This is a genomic window from Chitinophaga sp. OAE865, from assembly GCF_040546735.1.
GTDB lineage: Bacteria > Bacteroidota > Bacteroidia > Chitinophagales > Chitinophagaceae > Chitinophaga > Chitinophaga polysaccharea_A.
This window is the reverse complement of record NZ_JBEPOF010000001.1, coordinates 3,281,991-3,304,605: the sequence shown is the minus strand read 5'-3', so window position 1 is coordinate 3,304,605 and position 22,615 is coordinate 3,281,991. Positions and strand designations below refer to the sequence as shown.

The following is a 22,615-nucleotide window of genomic DNA, read 5'->3' as shown; positions in this document are numbered from 1 at the left end:
AAATTTAAGCAGACGGATAAGCTGCTGGATCAGGTGCTTAAGAAAATAATCAGCCATGTCGTGACTGTTGGAAATAATTGCCGCTCCGCCGGCAAACCTATTCCAGTTTCCATGCGGCATGGTGATGCTATCACGCTATAGCCTTTGGTATAACTGGTTGCATCACTAATCAGGAGTGCTGTCGGTGTTGCCGGTATATTCAGCGGACCTGTAATATATTTTCTCAGCAACTGCTGGCAGGACAGCCCGTAAGTCTTTTCAAGGACAATGCCAGACAGTTCCATGCCCTCATTAGAATAACTATATCTGATACCGGGCAGCGTGTCGATTTTTACGGAGCGCAGGTTTGTGAAGAATCTATCATTGGTATAATGATCATGCATTTTCATCACATCAAACTCATTTTTAAATGTAATTTGAAGGCACTGAGAATTGCGTAAACAAAAATTTTTCCCATCAGGTACCCGAATAAAATCGGATAAAAATACCGGTACAACGACAAATTCAGGCATCTGCATACAAAACCTGCCTTTAGTCGATTAGTATATCGCAACTTATTTGCTTTTCATAACATTGCAGTATGCATGAAACTATTACAAATCCTGTTATTAAAGATGAGGTAACTTTCGTCCAATCGGCAGTTACGACAAACGGGCGTATTACAACATTACAGGTTAAGTTAATGCCCGGCGGCGGAACACCCATGCATTTCCACAAGCATTTTTCCGAATCGTTTATTGTAATCGAAGGCGAACTTACGATAACTACCAGGGAAACCAGCACCCGCCTTAGCGCAGGCGGAAAAATTACTGTGCAAAAAAACGAATGGCATCGTTTTTCGAATGAGTCAATGCTACCGGTAGTTTTTACGACGGTAATTATACCTGGTTCAGCAGGGTTTGAAAATTCCCTGCGTATACTGTATGGCCTTGCAAAAGATGGAAAGACCAACGAAAAGGGAATGCCCAGCAATCCGTTGGTATTAGCGGTAGTTGCTAAAATCAGTGATATGCATCCTGCCGGACCCAGGTTCATTATCAGCACTTCGATTGCTATCATGAATCTACTGGCCGGCATTTCCGGATTGCGCAGAAAGCTTTTAAGGCGGTACTGCTAGCTACGAAACCATTCATCGACGTTTTGAGTTATCCGGCTACAAAATTGCGAATCAATCGTTTTGTTTCAATTAAGCTATGCAGCGTTTATACATTTGCACTCAAATAAAAATATCAAAGCAATGTACACATCCAAAATGAAACTGTTTTCCTCAATCCTGTTAACTGTGACTATCACTATTTCCGCCTGCCGGAAGGAATCAACAGATAATACTAAGCAACAAGAAGCCGCACAAACATTTATCCCGGCAAAAGGCAAAAAATTTCTTTATAAGATCAACAGTGATGGAAGTGACGCCGGAACGGCCACCCAATGGATAAATTCAGAAAAAGATTCTGCGGGAATTAAAATTTACAACGTGCATACGGATATAGAAAGCGGCGGTAACATAATGCCATTGGACAACAGAATATTCGCGTTGAACGGGAAAACCTATAATGAAATAAAACTCCCGGAGGCCTGGGCAACCGCTATTAACCTGTTGAAAAGCATGCCTAATACTACAGTAACAAAAGCAGAAACATTTGGTTTTCCGGCATTTATTACAATGGAAAATGCAATTAAGGATGGCAGTATCCTGATGGTTGCCGGTAATACTACCCAGGGGCAGCATATTGATTATGTAAGTAACGGAAATACCGCATCGATGGAGCAATTGCTAAGTACATCCCTTGGTACCGCCATCGTTGAAACGATTGAGGTGCCTGCCGGAAGTTTTGTTTGCAACCGGTTTACTTATTCCAACACTTCAAATACCACTATTACAACGAAAGACGGAACATACACCGGTGATGGCGTTGAAAACGTAACGCTTTGGGTGGCACACGGCATCGGTATCGTAAAAGAGGAAAGCGTCAGCGAGCTTACTGTACTTGTTCCGTTGCCCTCCGGCGGCGTTAAAAAGATCATCAGTAATACCAATTCCACTACTACCCTTCAAAAAGTTGAATAGCCTGCAGAATGAGGCCTTAACCCCAAAAAGTGAATAGTCCTGTTATGAACCTGGTTTATACCTGGTTTATTTCAGGGCTATTCCTAATCAATAAAACAGCCATATTATGATTGCCCGGGATTGAATTTTTCAGCGCAAATTTGTTTATAATTCCTGCCTATAGGTATTCTCTTATTGTCAACGACAAGATAATTAGGATTATATCCCTCCACTTTATTTAATGGAATAATAAATGAACGGTGTATTCTCAGGAAGGCCGATATGGGTAGGAGATTTTCCATTGCGCTTATCTTTTGCTTGGTTACATAGGTACTCTTTTTTGTAATAACCTTAATGTAATCCTTATCGCTTTCGATCCAGCGGATCTCTTCTGTGTCTATTTTAATTACCTGGCGGTCAACGCGCAAATAAATGTAAAAAGGCTGCGCCGCAGGCTGCGTAATATCATGTTCTGGCGGATATATGGTTTTCGGTTTTGTCAGATTCATTACTTTATCAACAGCCCGCAGAAATCTGTCAAAGGAAATGGGTTTCAGCAAATAGTCGGTAGCATTAAGATCGAATCCTTCAATAGCATATTCCTGGTATGCAGTTGTGAAAATAACCATTGGAGGGTGCTGTAAACTTCTGATCAGATCTGTTCCCGAGAGGCCAGGCATGTTGATGTCCAGCAATATCAGATCTATTTTGTTCTTTTTTAGTTCCTGGAATGCCTGGATCGCATTGGGATAGGCAGCAACCAGTTCAAGTTCAGGAACTTGCTGCAAATATCTTTTAATTACGTCAACCGCATGTGGTTCATCATCTACGATCAATGTCCGGATAGGCATAATACAATCAGGTAAGGCTTAAATTAAGGTGGAGTAAAGTTATAAAACAATCTTCTTCGTCAAAAAATTTGAGGCTGTGTTTGCCCGGGTATAACAGATCCAATCGTTTCTGTACATTCCGGATACCGATCCTTCCCGATGAATCATTGGATGCGAGAGGGGAATCCGGTTTACTGTTGCTGATATTCAATGTAAGACTATTCTCGCTGATATGCAATTGAATATTTATCCAGGGCATATCAATAGTTCCTGCAGTACCATGTTTGAATGCGTTTTCCACCAACGGCAGCATCAGCATGGGAGCAATTTGTAGTGAGCTGGTATTTTCGGAAATAAAAACATTGAGATCAAGCCGCTCTTCATACCTGATCTGCTCCAACCTGATATAGTCTTTTAAAATCTCAATATCTCTTTTAAGTAAAACCTGTTGCGAGTTACACTCATAAAGAGAATACCTAAGTATATTAGAGATGCCCAGTATCACTTCCGGTGCTTTTTCCGACTTCTCCAGTGAAAGCGAATAAATATTATTCAATGAATTAAATAAAAAATGTGGATGCAGCTGTGCTTTTAAAAGATTAAGTTCCGCCAGTAAGGCAGACTGCTTTCTTTCATGCGACAAGGAAAACAGCTTTAATGTGATCCCTATCCATACTACTGCATTACTTCTTTCAATAGCTGTTACAAAAAGAATTGGGTTGAACAACTGCTTTGACTTGCTCCAATTCACTCGCTCCCATGAAAAGTTGCTATCTGTGTTTTTGTAAAATTTATAGATATAGGGATCAGTGATGAAGATCTCTGCTACCCGGTACAAAAAGGAAACAATTATCATGATCAGCAGGGTAGCTATGGCAGCCTTCACATATTGGCCTTTCAGATAAAAATGACTTACAACAATTTTGTCGATAGCATATAAATACACCATGTGAACAGGCAGCAGCATCGCAATAACTTTTATGCCCAGCTCAAAGCTTTCATAGGCGGTGCCATATATGTATGTGAGCAGAACGAATGCGCACAGCCAGAAAATGACATGTTTTAATATCGGATACTTAATGAACAATTTATTGATAATTTTTTTCACCCAAAAATAACCGGGAATTTCCGGGAATAGTAAAAATGTAGACAAAATCAGCCTTTCATCGACAAATTACCAATTAACTAGAAAGAATCAGCACTTAAGACATTAAAATAAATATAAGCCCGCTCTATTACTTTGCCGGACCGGGCTGTTGCATTTAAAGAACGTTTATCGACTTAAAATACTACCTGACTACATAACTGTTCATACATCGATTTAAGTTTTTCAGTAGTTATAATAGCCTCAATATTGCATCTGAATTTCAAAATCTATTTAAGACGAATGTAATTGATTTATCGCCGTAGGATCAGAAATGCTTGCTGGCGTTACGGTTATCGGAAAGGCATCGTTTAATTATTTAAAATAAAACCGCATGAAGAATTTATTAGTATCATTCTTATCAGTTATTCTAATTTCATCCTGTTTCAAAGACAAGTCAAAGGTTCATACCTACGTGGTGTCTGGCTCGCAATCTTCCATAGAATGGAAAGGTTCCGCACCCGATCATTTCCATATAGGCTCATTTGCTGTATCCGGTGAACTCATTGGAGACACGAACGGTAATATCCAAAACGGATCATTTGATATACCTATTGCAAGTATAAAAAACTTTGATCTGGTCGATTCAGCGCTCAATAAGCAACTGATCGACCACTTGAAAAGCCCCGACTTTTTTAATGTAGTTTTATATCCTACAGCCAATTTTAAGATAGAAAAGGTATCGCCTGCCCATGAATCGTCCTCACAGTCTAATCATATCATCAGTGGTGTTTTCACCATGCTGGGGAAAAGTAACACTATTGACATTCCAGCCAAAGTAAGCGTTAACAACGATGTCATAACCACAAAAGCCAGCTTTTCAATTAATCGCTTAAAATGGGGTATGAATAGTTTCAATGATCCCGAAGCGGAATTATATATACTCCCCGACATTGAAATAAAACTGGATATCACTGCAAAACGAAAATAGCACTGCAGATCTAAAGGAAGGTATCAAAAAAAGCTGAAATGCCTCAAAGGTCAAATCCTTTTGGGACATTTCAGTTCCTTTGAGTATAAATAATGGCTGATTTAACCACCTTCAGCAGATGTTATGCAATTGCTAAAGAGTGGCTAAGTGGCAGCCAGCGGCAGGGGCTATATCCGGTTAGCTGCCAGCAGATACCAAAGGCCATTGAACTATGGTATTTTAGGATCAGCAACCAATGTGAGTTCACCACTTAGTTCCTGAGCGTTTTTGTAAAGAGCTATGACTGCAGGATAACACAATTTGCAATGATTTAGTGTATCCCTGCACGTTTTGGGTCGGGCCGTAAAGATTTCGAACTAGCTTCACTTACACGCTGTGCAAGTAGTCTTCCGGCACTTCGAACTGACCGCTATTCTTCAGAAAAATTGCCGGAAAGGTTCTTCTTAAAGCATCGTTATCTCGCCTTATAGTTGGGAATAATCTGATTCAATAGTGAGTCAGAGGGCTCAAAGAATTCAACAGCTCACACAGATTCATAGTGATACCATTTACAAAGAGATAATGATATAGTATCTACTTGCCTCCATTACGCAGGTTTCTTACAAACTCAGATGGCGAACTGCCATATTCCTTCTTAAACATTCTGGAAAAATAGGACCCGCTCTGTAATCCAATCCGGTCTGCCACCTCCGAAAGCGTTACGTCCTCATGTGTCATAATGTAGATAGCCCGCTTTAAGCGGATAGTCTTAATAAACTTTCCAACAGACTGCCCTGAAATGCCTTTGATCTTTTGGTAAAGTTTGGTGCAGCTGATATTCATTCGCGTGCAATTCCGGTGTCTGTCACGAGGAAATAAATATACCGGCTTGCTTTAAGCTCACAAGCCAGGTGCAGACCTGTTTCAAATGAAGATCTGAAAAGACCTTTATCGAGGAAATACTGAAGGGTTATTTGCCCGCCATTATCGGTATATTTAAAAGCATCGTTTGAATGATGTATTGGCAACTCAACGGAAAATGTTGATTATTATAGATTAAATTTTTCTTGGACGGTATGACAACATTTTGTAGCTTTAAATACTCATAATTTTTATTCTATATAAACCAGTTTTAACCCGGTAACTAAGCAAAATAACCACAAAAGAAAATTAAAATGTCCACAAATTCCTTTTTTCGGCTTACAGACGTTTCCCCACCTTACGCAGCTTAACATATAAACGAGTTAACATATAAGCAAAAAAGACGTCTAAAAATAGCCCGCGGGAATAAGTACCGTTGTCACCATAAAAACCCAATTTTGATCAGGCTGCTACTTTCAGAGCAGGCTGCCTTTCGAAGCCCCATAAACGCTTCTAATTCTACAATTGCCCAATTACAACAGCCCTGAAATAAAGAAAAGTAAAAGCCCGGCGCAGTCGATCCTCATCTTGAAAGAATACCATTAGAATGGCAAGGATATAATTAATAATTAGTTCCCTCACTGTAACCCGAATTTCTATGAATACAAAGATCACTTCAATCCTTTCCCGGTTCCACTATCCTTTTCCCATGCTCAAAAATCCATTTGCGAACGCCATGCAGGAAATTACTGAAAAACACTGGATAGATGGGGAGTATCTGGGGCTATATCAGAACGATCCTTCCACCAGGAAAAAGTACAAAATGACTAAGACTGCACATATCGCCTCTCAGTGGTTTCCGACGGCCAGTACTGAGCGATTGAAGCCCGTATGCAGACTCATGTTATGGACACTTTATAATGATGACAGATGTGAAGAATTTAATCTTCAGGAGCTGTATCGTGTCCGTGACCAGTCTTTGGAAATTCTGAAAGGAACACGAGCCAGGAATGACGTGGAGATTCCTCTTGCAGGACTACTATTTACGCTCAGGGAAGAACTGGCCCAGTTTCTCCCCGAAGAATCGATGAACCGGTTCATCATGGGCATTCAGAAGTACTTCGATGGTCTTCAACAGGAGCTTTTTTACAAGGCCCGAAAAGAATTCCCTTCAGTAGAAGAATGCCTGGCTATTCGGGAAGATTCGCTTTGCCTTTACCCATTCCTGGAACTGCTGGACCTTGAAACGGAAGTTATTCTCCCGGAATTCATACATCAGCACAATAGCATGAAACGTCTAAAAGCACTGGCTGTCCGCATGATGGCTTGCTTCAACGAAGTCCAATCCGTACTTAAAGACGAAGCTACCGGAGCGATTTACTATAATGTTGTAAAGGCAATTCAACACGAACGGAACATCTCACTGGAGGGCGCATGTATGGAGGCGCTGCACATCCATAATGAATACCTGAGGGAATTTCAATATCTACAGGATTTTCTACCAGACTTTGGTACCTGGCAGGATGCTGTAATAAACAGGGTCCATTATATCAGTATGACATTAAATGGGTGGAAGTCCATTTCATCTCAACTCGACAGGTATAATTCTATGGAGGGATTTCCTGACGTCCAAACGGTAAAGCAGGCTTTGAGCAAAAGAAATTCAGCATACATTAAATAGCAAAAACAATTGTACCGACACAGAGAAGGTTTAATTCTGAAAACCCTATCAGGATCTGATTTACCATTAATGGGATGATGCATTTCGTCCTGTAAATCTGAAAAAGAATTCCTATGCGAAAGCATTGCAGGGAATTAAAAACGCTCATTAACACGAATTTTCCTCATTTTAAACCAAACATCATCTATGAACAAGGAATTTAATGTCCCGAAGCCGGTGTATCCCTGGACAACCCTTCAAAGCCCCTTCGTCGGAACCTTCAATGAAGAAGAAAGCGATTGGTATGACCAGGACTATCAATTTTTATCAAAAGAGGCAATGGCAAGATATAGAAAAATGCGACTATTCGATGTTGGCCCATTTATGATACCTGCTGCTGTCGAAAGGGATAGGGTCCGCCATGCAACACGTTTTGCCATTTATATGACGGTAACAGACGATTTTGTTGAACTTTTACCAACAAAGGAGATTGCGGCATTCAGGGACCGGATTTTTGAGGTAATGATGGGAGACAATCCACGGCCGGATGAAAAAGGAATATTACGTCAGATGCAAACAAACAGAAAAGAGTGGATTGCGCTGGGAATGCCAGACTTCTGGCTGGAGCGGATAGCCACGAATTATAAGCACCGTTTTGTTACAGACGGAATTATGGAAGAATCACCCTATAAGATCAGCAAGGAAATTCCTCCTATTCCCCTCTTTCATTTAATCCGTGCCAATTCAATCGGCATGATTCCATTTGTTGATTTGATTTGCCCGACAACGGGCTTTGCTTTACCAGATTATATTTATAATCATACCGTTATCCAGCGTATTATTATGCTGCAGGCTATCATTGTAGCACTTCAAAACGATTTTGCCACTATCGGCAAAGAGCTCGCAATAGAATCAGAGATTTTCAATATCATCACATTGCTACAGCATCATCATAAAATATCTTTTGATGAAGCCTGCACAGAAGGAATGAGGATTCACGATGAGTTTGTAGACGAAATGGTAACATTATCAAACCATCTACCGGATTTTAGTCCCTATCAAAAAGAAACGGCCGAATTTATATACTACATAAAGCAAATGATCAGTGGTTTGAATAACTGGTATTACCAAAGCGGAACGAAGCGGTACGACCCCGGTGGCTTTGCAGTGCCGCCAAATGGAAAGGGCGAAACAATAGACAGAATAGAGATTAAACATTTCTAGCGTATTAAGGACTGCTCGGGTGCCAATATAATAAAGAAAAAGGCACCCGAACAGTCACCTTTCCCCTTGTGATAACCTGGATTATATGATAGAGATAGAAGCAAATTGAAATAAATGTAAAAAAGTTGATAATCAAATAGATATGACGTTACAGGAACTAAAAGTAAAAAATGTTTAGTTCCTGGCCCAGTTCACCACTTAGTTCCTGCACCAATTGACATGCGTTGATATAAAATGTATCAAAGATTTTTTTCCAGGCTTACAGATTTATTCAGATCTGTAAAGGAAAAAATAGGGATACATAAATATGGCTACTCTGAAACATCCAATGGTAAATGGTTTGGCGTGAATCTGGCTAATTGAAGATGAAACTAAATTTGTTGACAAACATGAGAAGATGGGATACTAATTTGAACGTTGTTATGAGATGGTATCCTTTGCAGTGAACTGTCCAGTTCCTGGTCCCGACGAAAAGCATCTGCTGTAGCGGATTTACGCGTTTTTTAAAGTGGTAGTTTACCACTTAGTTCCCGGCGTAAATAGTGCCCGTTATAAAGCAAAAAGCATGAAATCCGATGTTTTGAACTTCATGCTTTGATACGTTTAGTCGCCCTCCCTGTACAATTTTCGAACTTATTCTTAATGGATTTGCGGCGTTTGGCTAACCTAGCGATTTGAAAATGAATATTTTATACTTTTTATAGCAAATGCCTTTCGCGGAATAATTTTATAAATTTCAATAATGTGATTTACCCTTAATGTAGAGACACACTTGGCACCGCAATTGTCACTGTCCGCCAGTTGCTCCAGCATGGCCAGACTGTTACCGGAACCGCTGGCATATACTTTGAGGCTTTTCTGTATGCGAATAGAAATCTGGCTGTTCTTCACTATCCTGGTAGGAATAGTGAGCGGCTGCAAATCAGATAGTATGCAAAAAGAAGATACGGCCGGGAACAAGGCGTTTGTGATGGAGATGATCGGCCAAAAGAAGCAGTTGACGGATTATCCGGATAGGGTAAGCGATTCTATGGTGGTTTACGAACCGTCTTCTCTGCCCTTCGGCGGTACTTATCGGGGTATGAAGGCATTTGAACAGTTCTACCCCAAGGTGAGAACGTTTTATGATTTCAAACACTTCCATCTTTTGAATGTTTATGCTGACGAAGATAAGGTATTTGCGATCAGCAAGGCAGCGATCGCCCACAGTGACGGAAATATACTTCTTTGTGAGCAATTCACTTTTAGGAGCGGAAAGATTGTAGAGGTGCGGTTATACATTTATGATTACGACGGCCAGCCTATCCATAAACTAATCGAACAGGCAGGTCAGGCCAAGCCTGTCGAAAATTAGGTGCATTTGTAAGAGCCCCGCGGGTCAAATGCAAATGAAAAGAGTTGATTGGATTGAAGAACTTATTGAAATCAGATCCAAATATATTTTTTACTACGACTTGCTAATCTTGTCTTCGTTACATTCATTAGTACAAGCAAGGGCCATATAAATGAATAAAAGGAATTCTGACCTCAATTAAGAGGAACTCATTTTTCGGATCTCTAATTAAATGAAACATGAATGAGACGGCAGGATTCGAACTTTGGGGGCTTAAAATTGAATATTTTAACCTGGGCTGAAATTTAATAGAAAATGAAACCCACTACCAGAGCGGGCTTCAAAACATAGTCGGGATGACTGGACGACGAACTGCGTCCTCAAAAAATTGAAGGTCAAGAATTTAGGATCAGCAACCAGTGTGAGTTCACCACTTAGTTCCTGAGCTTTTTTTGAAAGAGCTATGAATGCAAGATAACACATTTTGAAATGATTTAGTGTATCCCTGCACGTTTTTGGTCGGGGCGTAAAATTATACATAGGGCTACTTTCATTTGCAACGCTACGTTGCTAATGAAATGTTAATCGCTGGACATTAAAGTTTGAGGTGGTCATTCGGCACAAAAAGGGAATATATTTGTCCATCACAATTTCAATTCAAAAGAGATGTATATAGAAAAATTACGACAAAATCAGGAGGGAAAATTGTTCCATGTAAGGCTTTTTGACCACGCCCGCTTAATAGGCATTCAGCCGCCGATTGAACACCGGATCACGGACAACAATGACTATACACATGGAAATTATTGCTTGATCATGAAAAACACTTAACTCGAAATGTTGACAATCAATTAACGTGTTTGATTAACTAATAACGTGTTTGATTAACTAAACATTGACAATTATGATTAATCTTTACTGGGCGGTGTACAAAAATCTGGAAAGGGAAACATTGGAATTATCCAACCAAATTCATTTTGACGATGCACAATTAAATATTTATTCTATTAAAATAGCTGATCTACTTATAAGGTGCTCAGTGGAAATTGAAGCAATTTCTAAAGATCTATATGATAGATTAGGTGGTCCACCAGCTGCGAACGAAACAGATCTTTATTTTGATACTGACTGCTTGCAGCTGCTTGAAAATAAGTGGTTACTGAGCAAAAAGAGGCTAATTTTGTCCGCGGCTAACTTCTACTTTGAGTCTGAAAACAACAGGATTATTTCTCCTTTGGCTAAAGCTTACAGAAGGGGAACAAGTGGAAGCAAATGGAAACAGGCTTATCAAGCCGTGAAACATAACCGGGTAAAGAACTTGAAATATGGAAATATTAAGAACCTATTGCATGCCCTTGGCGCCCTGTTTATGTTGAATATATACTATAAAGACGAGGTGTTCAGTTTAGAACAGGATAGCAAAGCAACATCTTTTCCGGTGAACATGGGATCCGAAATTTTTGCTATCAAGCTTCATAGCTTCAAGCACTATGGTGGTGACCATAACTACGGGAAAGGCGACGATTTTGATGAGTGTATTTATTTAATAAAATATACAGACAATACGCTTGAGAACAACAAGAAGGCAATCGAGGAAATGCAAGAGAAGCAATATCAGCTTTTCATAAAACATCCAAAGGTTCTCGAATATTTGGATACAAATAGAATCCAAGATTATACTGGTAGCAATTTTTGGTTTGACGTTTTAGGTAAGGATGAGTATATAAAGGTTATCCAAAAGGCGGGCGTAGAATCTTTGGAGGTTTTATACAAATCCGAATTTGAGGCTGTCCTTAATAAAAACACTATATAGAATCCCGGTAGTTTTATCTTTCTGTGTCGGTGGGACGACTACACGACGCCCGTAGAGGCTAATTATTTAGATTTCAGTTATTTATAAGAACTTTTTAGCTACTTAATGGATTACCAGAGAGCCCATTTACGCAATTTACTATATTATAATGTACGCGCCAAATGATATCAATTCATACCAGTTTATTACAATAGCCACTTTTGTTTCGTTTGCCCCTTGCAGTTATATCCATTTAAGCATAGCTGGTGATTGGTGCCTAAAAACTCTACCCACGATTTAAAACATGCCAGCGCAGTACGCGGGTTTACTTCATGAACCACGCCCTTTTGACAGACTTGATAAGTTTACAATAATGTGTTAGGCCTATAATCTAACAGCTGTGGTAAATGGTATGTGTAGAAAAAGGCGCGCCTACCCTGCGGAACCTTCGGAAATATTGATATTGGATTATAACACTACGCACATTCAATGCGCTTAGCCCTCTCACATTTATTTCGTCAGGACTACAGACTATAATTTGCGCCTTGCGTATTTATGCGTATTAAACTTATTGCGTGTATTTACGTATTTTTTCTAAAATAATGCATCTTATACTTAGGTATATTAATTTGCTGGTCGTTATGTGGCAGATCGCTATTTGTGTCACCTTTTAGACAGTCACCACTGATTGATCTGTGTACCTAGAGGATTGCTAGTTGTTTGTTTTAAGTTTTTTTTGGGGGTGTTTGTTGTATTGTTAGTTTTAACCTGCTCCAAAGAATTAAGGTTATTTAGTGTTACCCAATATGATTTTATTTTTTGACTCCCCTTTCTAAATAAGGATAGATAGGAAGAGGTATTATCAAAAGTAGCATCGTTTTTCGTGCGTCTGGTTTGTAGCAACGTTTATTCGCTACCGGTTATGCAACATGCAGCCGGTGGGTGAAGATGTCATGCGCTACCGGCCTTACGAGAAATGCTGGTTAAGATGGGTGTAAATCCACTGAAGCGAAAATAAATCTGTGGCCCTGGATTTTAATATCACATTAAAAGATCTATGAAACCATTTTTAATCTTAATTGCATTTATTGCATCCCCTATTACCTGTTGGAGCCACGAGGCTTTCAGCATCCAGGATACCGCCGTTGTATCCAAAGCATTTTATGCAGACCTGGAACGCAAGTCCGACCGGCTACAGCGCCTGGTTGGCCAAAAAGCTGATAAAACCCTGAGACGGTTCATAAAGCAGGAAAATCGAATTAAGAAAAAAATAATTAGCTCGGACTCCCTTAAGGCCCAGTCTCTATTTGAATATGCCTCAGTCGCTGAAGTCAAAACTGCCATTACGGGAAGATATGGGACTTATGCCGGCGCCCTAACATCAACAGGGGGATCTTATCTGGACAGTATCACTACCTGGCTTTCATTTATGAAACGGGGGGATGGTTTACTGGATGGACCTAAAGCGGTTAAAGGCAAAATAAGCAATTCGCTAAATGCTATGGCACGCCTTAAAGATAAACTTGCCGAGGCGGAATCCATTAAAGCGTATATCCGCGAGCGTAAACAGCTGTTAAGGCAGCAACTGAGCCAGTATGCAGGGTTTACCAAGGAGCTACAGAAGATGAACAAACAAGTCTACTACTACAGCCAGCAACTTATGGAGTATAAACAGGCTTTTAGCGATAAGAGAAAAGCAGAGCAAAAAGCTATGGAGGTAATTAAGCAAATACCCGCTTTTAATGACTTCATGCAAAGGCATTCCCAGCTTGCTGGTTTGTTTGGTATACAAGGCTCTACGGCATCAGCTCAGAACCTGGAAGGAATGCAAACCCGCAGCCAGGTGGAACAACTGATCCAGCAGCGCCTGGGTAGCGGCCCTAACGCCAGCGCCGTAGTAAGCCAGCAGATGGCCGAAGCCCGCAGCAAATTCGATGAACTGAAAAGCAAATTCCCGGATCTGGATAATGCCGCAGAAATGCCGGACTTTAAGCCTAGTGAGATGAAAACAAAGCGGCTGTTGCAAAGGCTGGAATTTGGCAGCAACATCCAGCTGCAGCGCAGCAACAAATTCTTCCCACTACCGGTGATCTTACTGGGCAGGCTGCCTATAAATTCCACAAGAACGGAAGCGTTGGTATAGGCCTTTCCTATAAACTGGGCATGGGAACAAGACTGGATAATATCCATTTTTCCAGTCAAGGTATGGGCATCCGCTCTTTTATAGATTGGAAGCTAAAGGGCACATTCTTTCTTAACGGCGGCTATGAGCAAAACTTCCAGCCGGACTATGCCGGCGTCCCTGAAAGTATAGGACAGAAATGGACCCAGAGTGGGTTGATTGGAATCAGTAAGAAATACAAGATTAATAGTAAGTTGAAAGGCAATATGATGTTGCTGTTTGATTTCCTGTACAACCAGCACATTCCCCGCACTGACCCCGTCAAAGTAAGGCTTGGATATAATTTCTGAACATCACTATAACATGAAATAATAAACATTCAAATGATAACGCCATGAAAGGTTCGTATTTACTATTGCTTTTATTCTTTTTAAAAATGAGCGGGTTTGCTCAAACCAGCACCGGGATGATTGACATCCCGAAAGTAATCCCCCCATCTCCCAATGCCGCTTCTTTGGGAAAGTATGGAGATGTGCCAGTTGGTCTTTATACTGGGATTCCAAGTGTCAACGTGCCTTTATACACCGCAAGTATCGGCAAAGTTCCCTTACCAATTTCGCTCAGTTACTACGGCTCCGGTCTTAAAGTAAGTGAGCTGGCATCCCAAGTTGGCCTGGGATGGACATTGAATGCAGGAGGCGCTGTCACAAGGAGCATGAATGTCAGGCCAGATGAACTAGGATATATGACCCAAGGTGGACTAGCTGTGCTGGATTCCATTGTGAAGTCTGGTGACAGAATCAGGGAGGCCGCCGTAGGAATACTTGATTTGCAACCCGACAACTTCGCTTTTAACTTTAACGGGAGAAGCGGCAAATTCATTATTGATGCCACACCGGCTAATAACGCCCATATCATCCCTTTTCAGCCGCTTCAGATTACCTACCCCAAACGGCTGGACAGTATACAGATAGTGGATGAAAGCGGTATCATTTACCAGTTTTCAGCTTCAGAAACTTCCTATACCGAAGGGGGAACATTATTTAATCCATTTAAGTCTGCTTGGTACCTGTCCAGAATTATCACCCCATATGGAAATGCTTACTTTACCTATGCTGATGATGTGGACGATGTAATCAGTGAACAAAGCAGCGAAGTTGATTATAAGCGGATAGCCGGCACCTGCGATGTGATGACTGCATCCAACTCATTCATGCAAGTACGGGCTGCTTCAAAAGTGTTAAAGAGTATTACAACTCCTTCTTGCACGATCAATTTTTATTCTTCCGCGGGCCGCAGGGACGCTCAATCAAGGAGTAAGCTGGACTCGGTTACTGTCTTAGATAAAAAGGGAAGACGGATAAAAAACTTCGCATTTAAGTATAGCTATTTCGGCTCTGAAACGCAAACGGACTTAAGATACCGTCGGCTGAAACTGGACAGTATATCTGAAGAAGGCAGCAGCGCTATAGGCAAAAAATGGCATTCTTTTGAGTATAACTCTCCGGCGGCAGTCCCTGCTACTAACTCCAAATCTCAGGACTACTGGGGATACTTTAATGGCGAAAGTAACTTCACGCTACTGCCACAGGTTGATACCTTTGTCAATAATATTCATATTTCATTATCAGGTGCCGACAGGAACCCTAAGCCTAATTTTGCAGCGATAGGCATGCTTAAACGGATCACATATCCTACCGGTGGCAGTACCGAGCTGGTTTTTGAAGGAAATGAGTATGGCCTAAAAAATGGTAGCCAGGTGAGTTATCGTCCTAAAATTGCCAACAATAGACTTGCTTCCGCGTTCAGTCCAACCAGCGGTACCAGTGTAGTTGACAACCAAACTGATCTTACCATTAGTAATAAGCAGGAGGTTTTGATTACCTATGCAGCAACCAATAATGGTCCTGCGTCCAGAGAAGATAATCCTTCAGTTTATCTTTACAAAGTTAGTGCTGAGAATGTGCAGACAACTTTACTCGAATATCACAATCTTAGGAATGTATCCAATTCACTGAGCATAGAATTAGATTCTGGTCTTTATCGGTTAAGGGCCACCGTAGATAGCAGAAGTGGGCAGGATGCCTATATCAGGGCTCAGTATTACACCTATTCTGATTCAGTCATATTAATCAAAAAAATCGCTACCGGTGGTCTGAGGATTAAAGAAATAATTAACTCCGATGGTGTAACGAGTGTGCCGAACAGGCATAAGTTCTATTATAATACAAGTTATGACGCCAACCGCTCTTCCGGAAACCTGATCAGCGACTTCCAATTTACAGAAAGAAAGCTGACCAATAGAAATGGACCGACTTGTGAATTTTTTATCCGATCTAGCTTTCCAGTGTCTACCCTGAATAGTACAAGAGGCAGCAATGTTGGATACTCTACTGTTACCGAAGTATTTGGTGAACCGCAACTGGGAAAGAAAGTATCAGAGTTTTCTTTTGATCCCCCTAATATGCATCTGCCCGAGTATCATGGTGGCATCACCATGAATTATTACAATATTGGAGCATCGGAGAAGTATACCTCTGATATGGATTATTTGCGAGGTAGCCTACTAAGGGAAATTAACTATGACTCTTCTGCCAGAAAAGTTTCGAGAACCGATTATTATTATAATACTGGCAATCTTCAAAATGGCAATTATTTCTCAACTCCAATAATATATGGCTATACTTTCCCCTACTGTAACCCAACTTATTGTGGCCATTGCTGCGCCGATGAGCCCTTGAATCAAGGCTACAGGCTTGTACCTTCCCAAATCGTCTGTCCCTGGATTTATGAGGTGCAACGAGTGGATTCAGTATTTGACCTGGACAACAATCGCAGCATTGTCGAAACGGTGAGTAGTTATTATGATAATGCCAAACATGCTCAACTAAGCAGAAAAATTGAGACAAATTCATTAAACCAGGCACAAACTACCTACTATAAATATCCTTTGGATTACACGATCACCGGAACGCCAGCGACCCCGGATGTTACGGGTATAAAATATTTGCAGACTAACCATAATATCAATAGCGTGGTTGAAAAATATACAACAATTGGCAGCGCAACGGTCGCGGCGTCGGTTACCACCTATAAGCCGGATAGGCCGTTTCCAGCTATCACATGGGGTTTTGAATACTCAGAACCGGTGACGAACTATGTACCGGTTAGCGTTTCCGCTGCTTCGATGGTGTTAGATAGTAGACACAAGCCGTGGATCACCTTTGCCAATTACGATAATTATGGTAACATCCGTCAACAAGCTAAGGTAAATGATGTGTGGGAGGTTTACTTATGGGGGTATGATAATCAGTATCCTGTAGCAAAGGTTGTTGGCAGTGACTATACGACCGTGTCGGCCTTAGTGAATAATACTATTTTGCAAGCACCTGCCAATGATCAGCAGCTCAGGGATGAGCTCAATAAAATACGTACTGCTCTTCCGAATGCCATCGTGAATACCTACACCTATACTCCACTTTTGGGGATTACTTCTGAAACAGATAACCGTGGATTAACTACTTATTACGAGTATGACATGTTGGGGCGCCTAAAGACAATTAAGGATCAGGATGGCAAAATCTTAAAATTAATCCAGTATCAGTACCGTGTTCCTATAACTCAATAGTTGAATCTCCAAAAATGAAAATCATGTCAAAAGCATTATATATCTTCCTGTTGTTATTATGTGCTGGCGCTATTGACGCCCAAACTCCTGTTGATATACCGAGAAGTGCAGCTACGCCTGTACCTTTACCAGCAAATTACAATAATGTTCCTATCAACTACGTAAGAACCTGGGAGCCCAGTATGCCAAGTGTAGACTCGGCCACCATTGCAGCTCCCGCCAGGACAGTAGCAGAAGTCCGGCAGTCCACTGAATACATAGATGGCCTGGGAAGATCTATTCAAGTTATTGGTAAAGGACTTAGCCCTTTAGGGAGGGATATGGTATCACCAACTATTTACGATCAGTATGGCAGAGAGCAATACAAGTATCTTCCTTTTACCTCACAAAACGTTAGCGATGGAAAATTCAAAATCGATCCATTTGCACAGCAAAAGCTATTTTATAGCAATGCAACGCTTATGCCCGGTACTGCCGGAGAAAGTGTTTTCTATAATAAAACTGATTTTGATGCCTCACCGCTGAACCGGCCATTAAAATTGTATGCTCCGGGCAATAGCTGGGCAAAGAAGGATGTTGCAACTGGGGAAAACGGTGGTAACCATTTTCTAAAGAATGGTTATGAAACTAACGGGCTAACCGATTCTGTGAGGGTTTGGACGCTGGCTACTGGTGGTATTATTCCTATCAGCACTTCAATATACGCTGCAGGGCAGCTGTATAAAAATTCCACCACTAATGAGATGGGTAACCAGGTCATTGAATATAAAAATAAGGACGGCCAGCTGGTGCTGAAGAAGATGCAGGCTCCTATCACCGGAACAGCTCATGTCGGATGGCTCTGCACTTATTATGTCTATGATGATAAGGATAACCTTCGTATGGTAATCCCACCCAAGGCGGTGCAATCCATCAGTGGGAACTGGGTTATCTCCGCAGAGGTAGCCAAAGAACTTTGCTTTATTTACAGGTATGATGGTCGCGGAAGACTGATAGTTAAAAAGCTACCCGGCGCCGATTCAACGGAAATGGTATATGATGTACGTGACAGGCTTGTTTTTTCCAGGAACGGTAACATGAAGGGGACTACCTGGCTGGTAACTTATTACGATGCTTTAAACCGGCCGATACAAACACAATTATATGCGGCTGTAACTGACAGGGTGACTTTACAAAATACCATGAATGGCATTATAACTGGAAATCCAGCACCCAGTTTACCTGCGGCTGCCTTAACGCCGATATCCTATAATTACTATAATGACTACACTTTTACCGGCAAACAAAACTTTACAACAGAAGATATCCTAAAGCCACAAGCAGGAACCAATCCTTATTCGGAGGCTCTGCCCGTTACTCCAAGCAGCAAAACGAGCGGACTTTTGACAGGCATCAGGATACGAATTCTAGGGACAAATCAATGGTTGACGACGACTAATTATTATAACGATAAAGGCCGGATTATACAATCTTTATCGGATAATGTTTCCGGTGGCGTGGATGTGATTAATAATTTATACGATTTTAATGGAAAGCTACTAAGTACATATCTCAAACACAGAAATCCACGGAGCACAACGATTCCGCAAACTACAGTATTGACAATGGTTAGCTATGATGCAGCTGGGCGGGTCACCTCAACTAAAAAACGCCTCAATGATGTTGTGGCAAACGAGAAAACAATTTCAGCTCTGAGCTACAACGAATTGGGGCAGCTGGTAACTAAACGACTGGGCGTTACCACTACAGGACAACTTGAGACGCTGAAATATGAGTATAACATTCGCGGATGGCTTAAGGGGATTAATAAAGACTATGCCAATACAGACGGCAGCACCGCAAATTGGTTTGGCCAAGATTTAACCTATGACTATGGTTTTACCCTCGCGGCCCAGTTCAGCGGTGACATTGCCGGCGCGCGTTGGAAAAGTAAGTCAAATGGTATAGCAAGGCTCTATAGCTTTGGCTATGATAAAGTTTCCCGCCTCGCTTCCGCTAACTTCCTGGAAAGAAACGGTACAACCTGGGGAAAAACGAACATGGACTTCACTGTTAACAATTTAGCCTACGATGCTAACGGCAATATTCTTACCCTAAACCAGATGGGTAAAAATGGAGTAGCTGCGCCATCACTTGTTGATCAGTTAACCTATACTTATCGCAGCAACAGCAATAAGCTTGCAAAGGTGGCTGATCCTATTAATACTTCCGCTGCTAAACTGGGCGACTTCAATAATGGCGTAAATACCGGCGATGACTATGATTATGATGCAAACGGAAATCTCATAAAAGATGAAAATAAAAAGATTACTGTTATCCGCTATAATTTTCTCAATCTGCCCGATAGCATCGTCATCACGGGGAAAGGTAGCATTGTATACCGTTATGATGCTTCTGGAAATAAGGTGAAGAAAATTGTAACGGATGTTACGGGAGGTGCACCGAAAGTAACGACAACTGATTATATAGGAAGTTTCGTCTACAAGAATGATAGTTTGCAATATATCAGCCATGAAGAAGGTCGCATCCGTACCAGTTTTAAGACAGGACAGCCCGTGGCTTACAACTATGATTATTTCGTAAAGGATCATTTAGGTAACATCAGGCTTGTTCTTACAGATCAGACCGACCTTAGCATGTATACGGCGACAATGGAAACTACCAGTGCAGCCACGGAAACAGCGTTGTTTAGTAACATTGATAACACCCGCGTGCCAAAACCTGTAGGCTATCCCTCCGGTCAAGATACTGCTAAAAACCAATCAGTTTCAAAACTTACCGCTCTAAAGGAAGGAAAGAAAATTGGCCCGTCGCTGGTATTACGGGTTATGGCTGGGGACACCTTCCGAATTAAGACGAACGCATTTTACAAATCCACTGCGCCGACGGAAAAGAAGGAAGATATTCCATTACCGGAAAGCATGGTACCGGACTTGGTACAAGCGTTTAAAGGTGCTACTGAGCCCGGTGGTACCCACGGGGTATCAGCTACCAACACCTCCACACCGTTCGGTAGGGACTTCTACTCCACCGATTACCAGCGCCTAAAAGAAAGGGATGGGGACCCGGTTCAGGTGAATCGCCCCAAAGCCTATTTAAATTTTGTATTATTTGATGACCAGTTTAAATTAGTGGAAGAAAATAGTGGTGTAAGGCAGGTTAAAGCAGAACCTGACCAGTTGCAACTGCTAGGACAAGACAAAATGGTGGTATCAAAATCTGGTTTCTTATATATATACACCAGCAATGAGAGTCCGCAAGATGTGTTCTTTGATAATGTTACAGTCGCTTTGGCCTCCGGCCCCTTACTTGAGGAAACGCATTATTATCCATTTGGCCTTCAAATGGCCGGGATTAGTTCTAATGCACTTAAAGGAACCAATTATCCAGCAAACAGGAAAAAATACAACGGGATAGAGTACACCGATGATCTGGACCTAGATATATACGACGCCCAACTCCGCAATCTCGATCCGCAAATTGGTAGATGGAATCAGGTAGACCCTAAAACAGAGGACATGGAAATGTGGAGCCCGTATGCCTCAAACTACGATAATCCAATACGTTACCAGGATTTCTTAGGAGACGAGCCAGATGGCGATGATCCACCAACATGGCGCCTCTATCTTGCAAGCGCATTGGGAACTTTAAATGGCGTAGAAAAAATGCTGGGATTGCCCGGTGTTTCCTCAGATAAATTTCCTTTTAGCAGTCAAGAGAAAAGGATTTATGATGGCGCTTCAACGACAGGAACGGTAGTGTCTGCTGTTCTTACCATGACAAGCGGTGGCGGAGCAAATATCCCGGAGAGCCCATCTTTAGCTTTAGCAGGTGGAGGGAAAGCTCCTGTTGGCGCTTCATCAATTACTGGACCGGCTGTGCCCGTCCCTATTGTCAATGCAAAAGCAGCTAAACCCGTTGAAATTTACATCGATGGTTCAAGACATCCCGAATCTGCGCAGCATGGCGATGAGGCCAAAAAAGATAAAGCTGTGAAAGTAGAAGGTGTTGTTGACCGAAAAGGGAGAGATGCCAGACGAAAGGAAAATTTAGAAGGTGTTGAAATCATACCTGGTAAGGATAGGGATGAGTTTCCACCGGCCGTTATTAAAACCGGGGGAAAAGTGAGCGTAAAACATATAACCTCATCGGATAATCGTGGCGCGGGAGCGTCAATTGGACAACAAATTCGTAATTTGCCTGATAATACAAGAGTGAGAATTGTAATTAAACATATACCACCTAATATATGAGATATCAAGAAACAATTAATTTTTACCTCGCCAATAGATACAATGGAGATTTAGTTGATGAGTTTTATTATCCACTATCAAAGGATTTTGGTTTGGTAATTAATGAAAGCTTTTACTTTTCTTTCATCGAAGATATAAATAATGGGGGATTTTACTTTGATCAATCCTTGCATTTTTATTCATTCACGGAGAAAAGAGACTACAGAAATATATCTGTAGTTAACGAAACTTTCAAGCGGGAATTTAAAGAATTATTTAACGGGCTAATCGCATTTGCCCAAGACATTTTTGGAAATCAGTTTGCTTTTAACACTGAGAAGAATTGTATAATATTGTTTGACATTGAGACGGCTGAACAAAAGATTGTTGCTGGATCATTTAAGGATTGGCTAGAAGTACTCAAAGAGGATTTAGATTATTACGCTGGTGTTAGTTATGCAACTGAATGGAAAAAACAAAACAAATTGGCTTTAGACCAGAGAATATTGCCTGAAAAACCGTTTGTAATTGGTGGAGATTATAGCTTAAAAAACTTTGATATTGGAACATTCCCATATTATATTACTTACAATGCTCAGTTAGCGCTACAGATCTTCAATCTTAAAGACGGAGAAAAGGTTGAATTAGTGATTAAGAAGAAGCATTAATTGTTTCTTGGAAATCTTTAGATTAATCATTTCTTATTTTGACAGGTTGATGTTCAAATAAAATACTGCGTGAAATAAGACAATTCAATTGTTTATTCAGGGTGCCACAATATTTTGTGGCACCCTACTCATTATAAGTTTGAAACAGGGTGTGATCGTTGTAA

16 protein-coding genes are annotated in these 22,615 nt (G+C 41.1%); 12 read left to right on the top strand and 4 right to left on the bottom strand.

Going from position 1 to position 22,615, the window contains the following annotated elements; translation table 11 throughout:
• Positions 1-29: 29 nt before the first annotated feature.
• Entirely contained in the window at positions 30-518 is a 489-nt protein-coding gene (locus tag ABIE50_RS13485) for a serine hydrolase (RefSeq protein ID WP_209860732.1), read from the bottom strand.
• A 62-nt stretch (positions 519-580) separates the two neighbouring features.
• On the opposite strand from ABIE50_RS13485, the gene ABIE50_RS13480 reads away from it, so the two are divergent.
• Positions 581-1,117: a cupin domain-containing protein gene (locus ABIE50_RS13480; protein ID WP_209860734.1), complete on the top strand. Its 537-nt coding sequence runs from the start codon at positions 581-583 to the stop codon at positions 1,115-1,117.
• A gap of 120 nt (positions 1,118-1,237) precedes the next feature.
• Positions 1,238-2,068 (top strand): TapB family protein, encoded by an 831-nt coding sequence (locus ABIE50_RS13475; RefSeq protein WP_209860736.1) that lies wholly within the window; start codon positions 1,238-1,240, stop codon positions 2,066-2,068.
• Positions 2,069-2,172: 104 nt separating this feature from the next.
• On the opposite strand, the gene ABIE50_RS13470 is transcribed toward ABIE50_RS13475, so the two are convergent.
• Together ABIE50_RS13470 and ABIE50_RS13465 are read right to left on the bottom strand one after the other, a co-directional pair.
• The gene (locus tag ABIE50_RS13470) at positions 2,173-2,898 is read right to left on the bottom strand and encodes a LytR/AlgR family response regulator transcription factor (protein ID WP_354028001.1); all 726 of its coding nucleotides are present in this window, start codon (positions 2,896-2,898) and stop codon (positions 2,173-2,175) included.
• Positions 2,899-2,905: 7 nt separating this feature from the next.
• Entirely contained in the window at positions 2,906-3,964 is a 1,059-nt protein-coding gene (locus ABIE50_RS13465) for a sensor histidine kinase (protein WP_209860738.1), read from the bottom strand.
• Positions 3,965-4,355: 391 nt separating this feature from the next.
• On the opposite strand from ABIE50_RS13465, the gene ABIE50_RS13460 reads away from it, so the two are divergent.
• On the top strand, positions 4,356-4,952 hold the full coding sequence (locus tag ABIE50_RS13460) for a YceI family protein (protein ID WP_209860740.1): 597 nt from the start codon (positions 4,356-4,358) through the stop codon (positions 4,950-4,952).
• Positions 4,953-5,525: 573 nt separating this feature from the next.
• Here ABIE50_RS13460 and ABIE50_RS13455 read toward each other — a convergent pair.
• Entirely contained in the window at positions 5,526-5,774 is a 249-nt protein-coding gene (locus tag ABIE50_RS13455) for a helix-turn-helix domain-containing protein (protein ID WP_209860742.1), read from the bottom strand.
• A gap of 676 nt (positions 5,775-6,450) precedes the next feature.
• Between ABIE50_RS13455 and ABIE50_RS13450 the strand changes: the two genes are divergently transcribed.
• The 9 genes from ABIE50_RS13450 (at position 6,451) to ABIE50_RS13410 (ending at position 22,451) form a co-directional block, all read left to right on the top strand.
• Complete coding sequence (locus ABIE50_RS13450; protein WP_209860743.1) at positions 6,451-7,473, top strand: terpene synthase family protein; 1,023 nt, start codon at positions 6,451-6,453, stop codon at positions 7,471-7,473.
• A 186-nt stretch (positions 7,474-7,659) separates the two neighbouring features.
• Entirely contained in the window at positions 7,660-8,676 is a 1,017-nt protein-coding gene (locus ABIE50_RS13445) for a terpene synthase family protein (protein ID WP_209860745.1), read from the top strand.
• Between the two features lie 931 nt (positions 8,677-9,607).
• Complete coding sequence (locus ABIE50_RS13440; protein WP_209860747.1) at positions 9,608-10,030, top strand: nuclear transport factor 2 family protein; 423 nt, start codon at positions 9,608-9,610, stop codon at positions 10,028-10,030.
• 883 nt (positions 10,031-10,913) lie between these two features.
• Complete coding sequence (locus ABIE50_RS13435) at positions 10,914-11,822, top strand: hypothetical protein (protein WP_209860749.1); 909 nt, start codon at positions 10,914-10,916, stop codon at positions 11,820-11,822.
• Positions 11,823-13,302: 1,480 nt separating this feature from the next.
• Positions 13,303-13,944: a hypothetical protein gene (locus tag ABIE50_RS13430; RefSeq protein ID WP_209860751.1), complete on the top strand. Its 642-nt coding sequence runs from the start codon at positions 13,303-13,305 to the stop codon at positions 13,942-13,944.
• 20 nt (positions 13,945-13,964) lie between these two features.
• Complete coding sequence (locus ABIE50_RS13425; protein ID WP_209860754.1) at positions 13,965-14,273, top strand: hypothetical protein; 309 nt, start codon at positions 13,965-13,967, stop codon at positions 14,271-14,273.
• Positions 14,274-14,317: 44 nt separating this feature from the next.
• A complete protein-coding gene (locus ABIE50_RS13420; RefSeq protein ID WP_209860755.1) occupies positions 14,318-17,551 on the top strand; it encodes a hypothetical protein in 3,234 nt (1,077 codons plus the stop codon).
• Positions 17,552-17,574: 23 nt separating this feature from the next.
• Entirely contained in the window at positions 17,575-21,804 is a 4,230-nt protein-coding gene (locus tag ABIE50_RS13415) for a DUF6443 domain-containing protein (RefSeq protein WP_209860764.1), read from the top strand.
• The gene (locus tag ABIE50_RS13410; protein ID WP_209860766.1) at positions 21,801-22,451 is read left to right on the top strand and encodes an SMI1/KNR4 family protein; all 651 of its coding nucleotides are present in this window, start codon (positions 21,801-21,803) and stop codon (positions 22,449-22,451) included. Before ABIE50_RS13415 ends, ABIE50_RS13410 begins: the two co-directional genes overlap by 4 nt.
• The last annotated feature ends 164 nt before the right edge of the window (positions 22,452-22,615 follow it).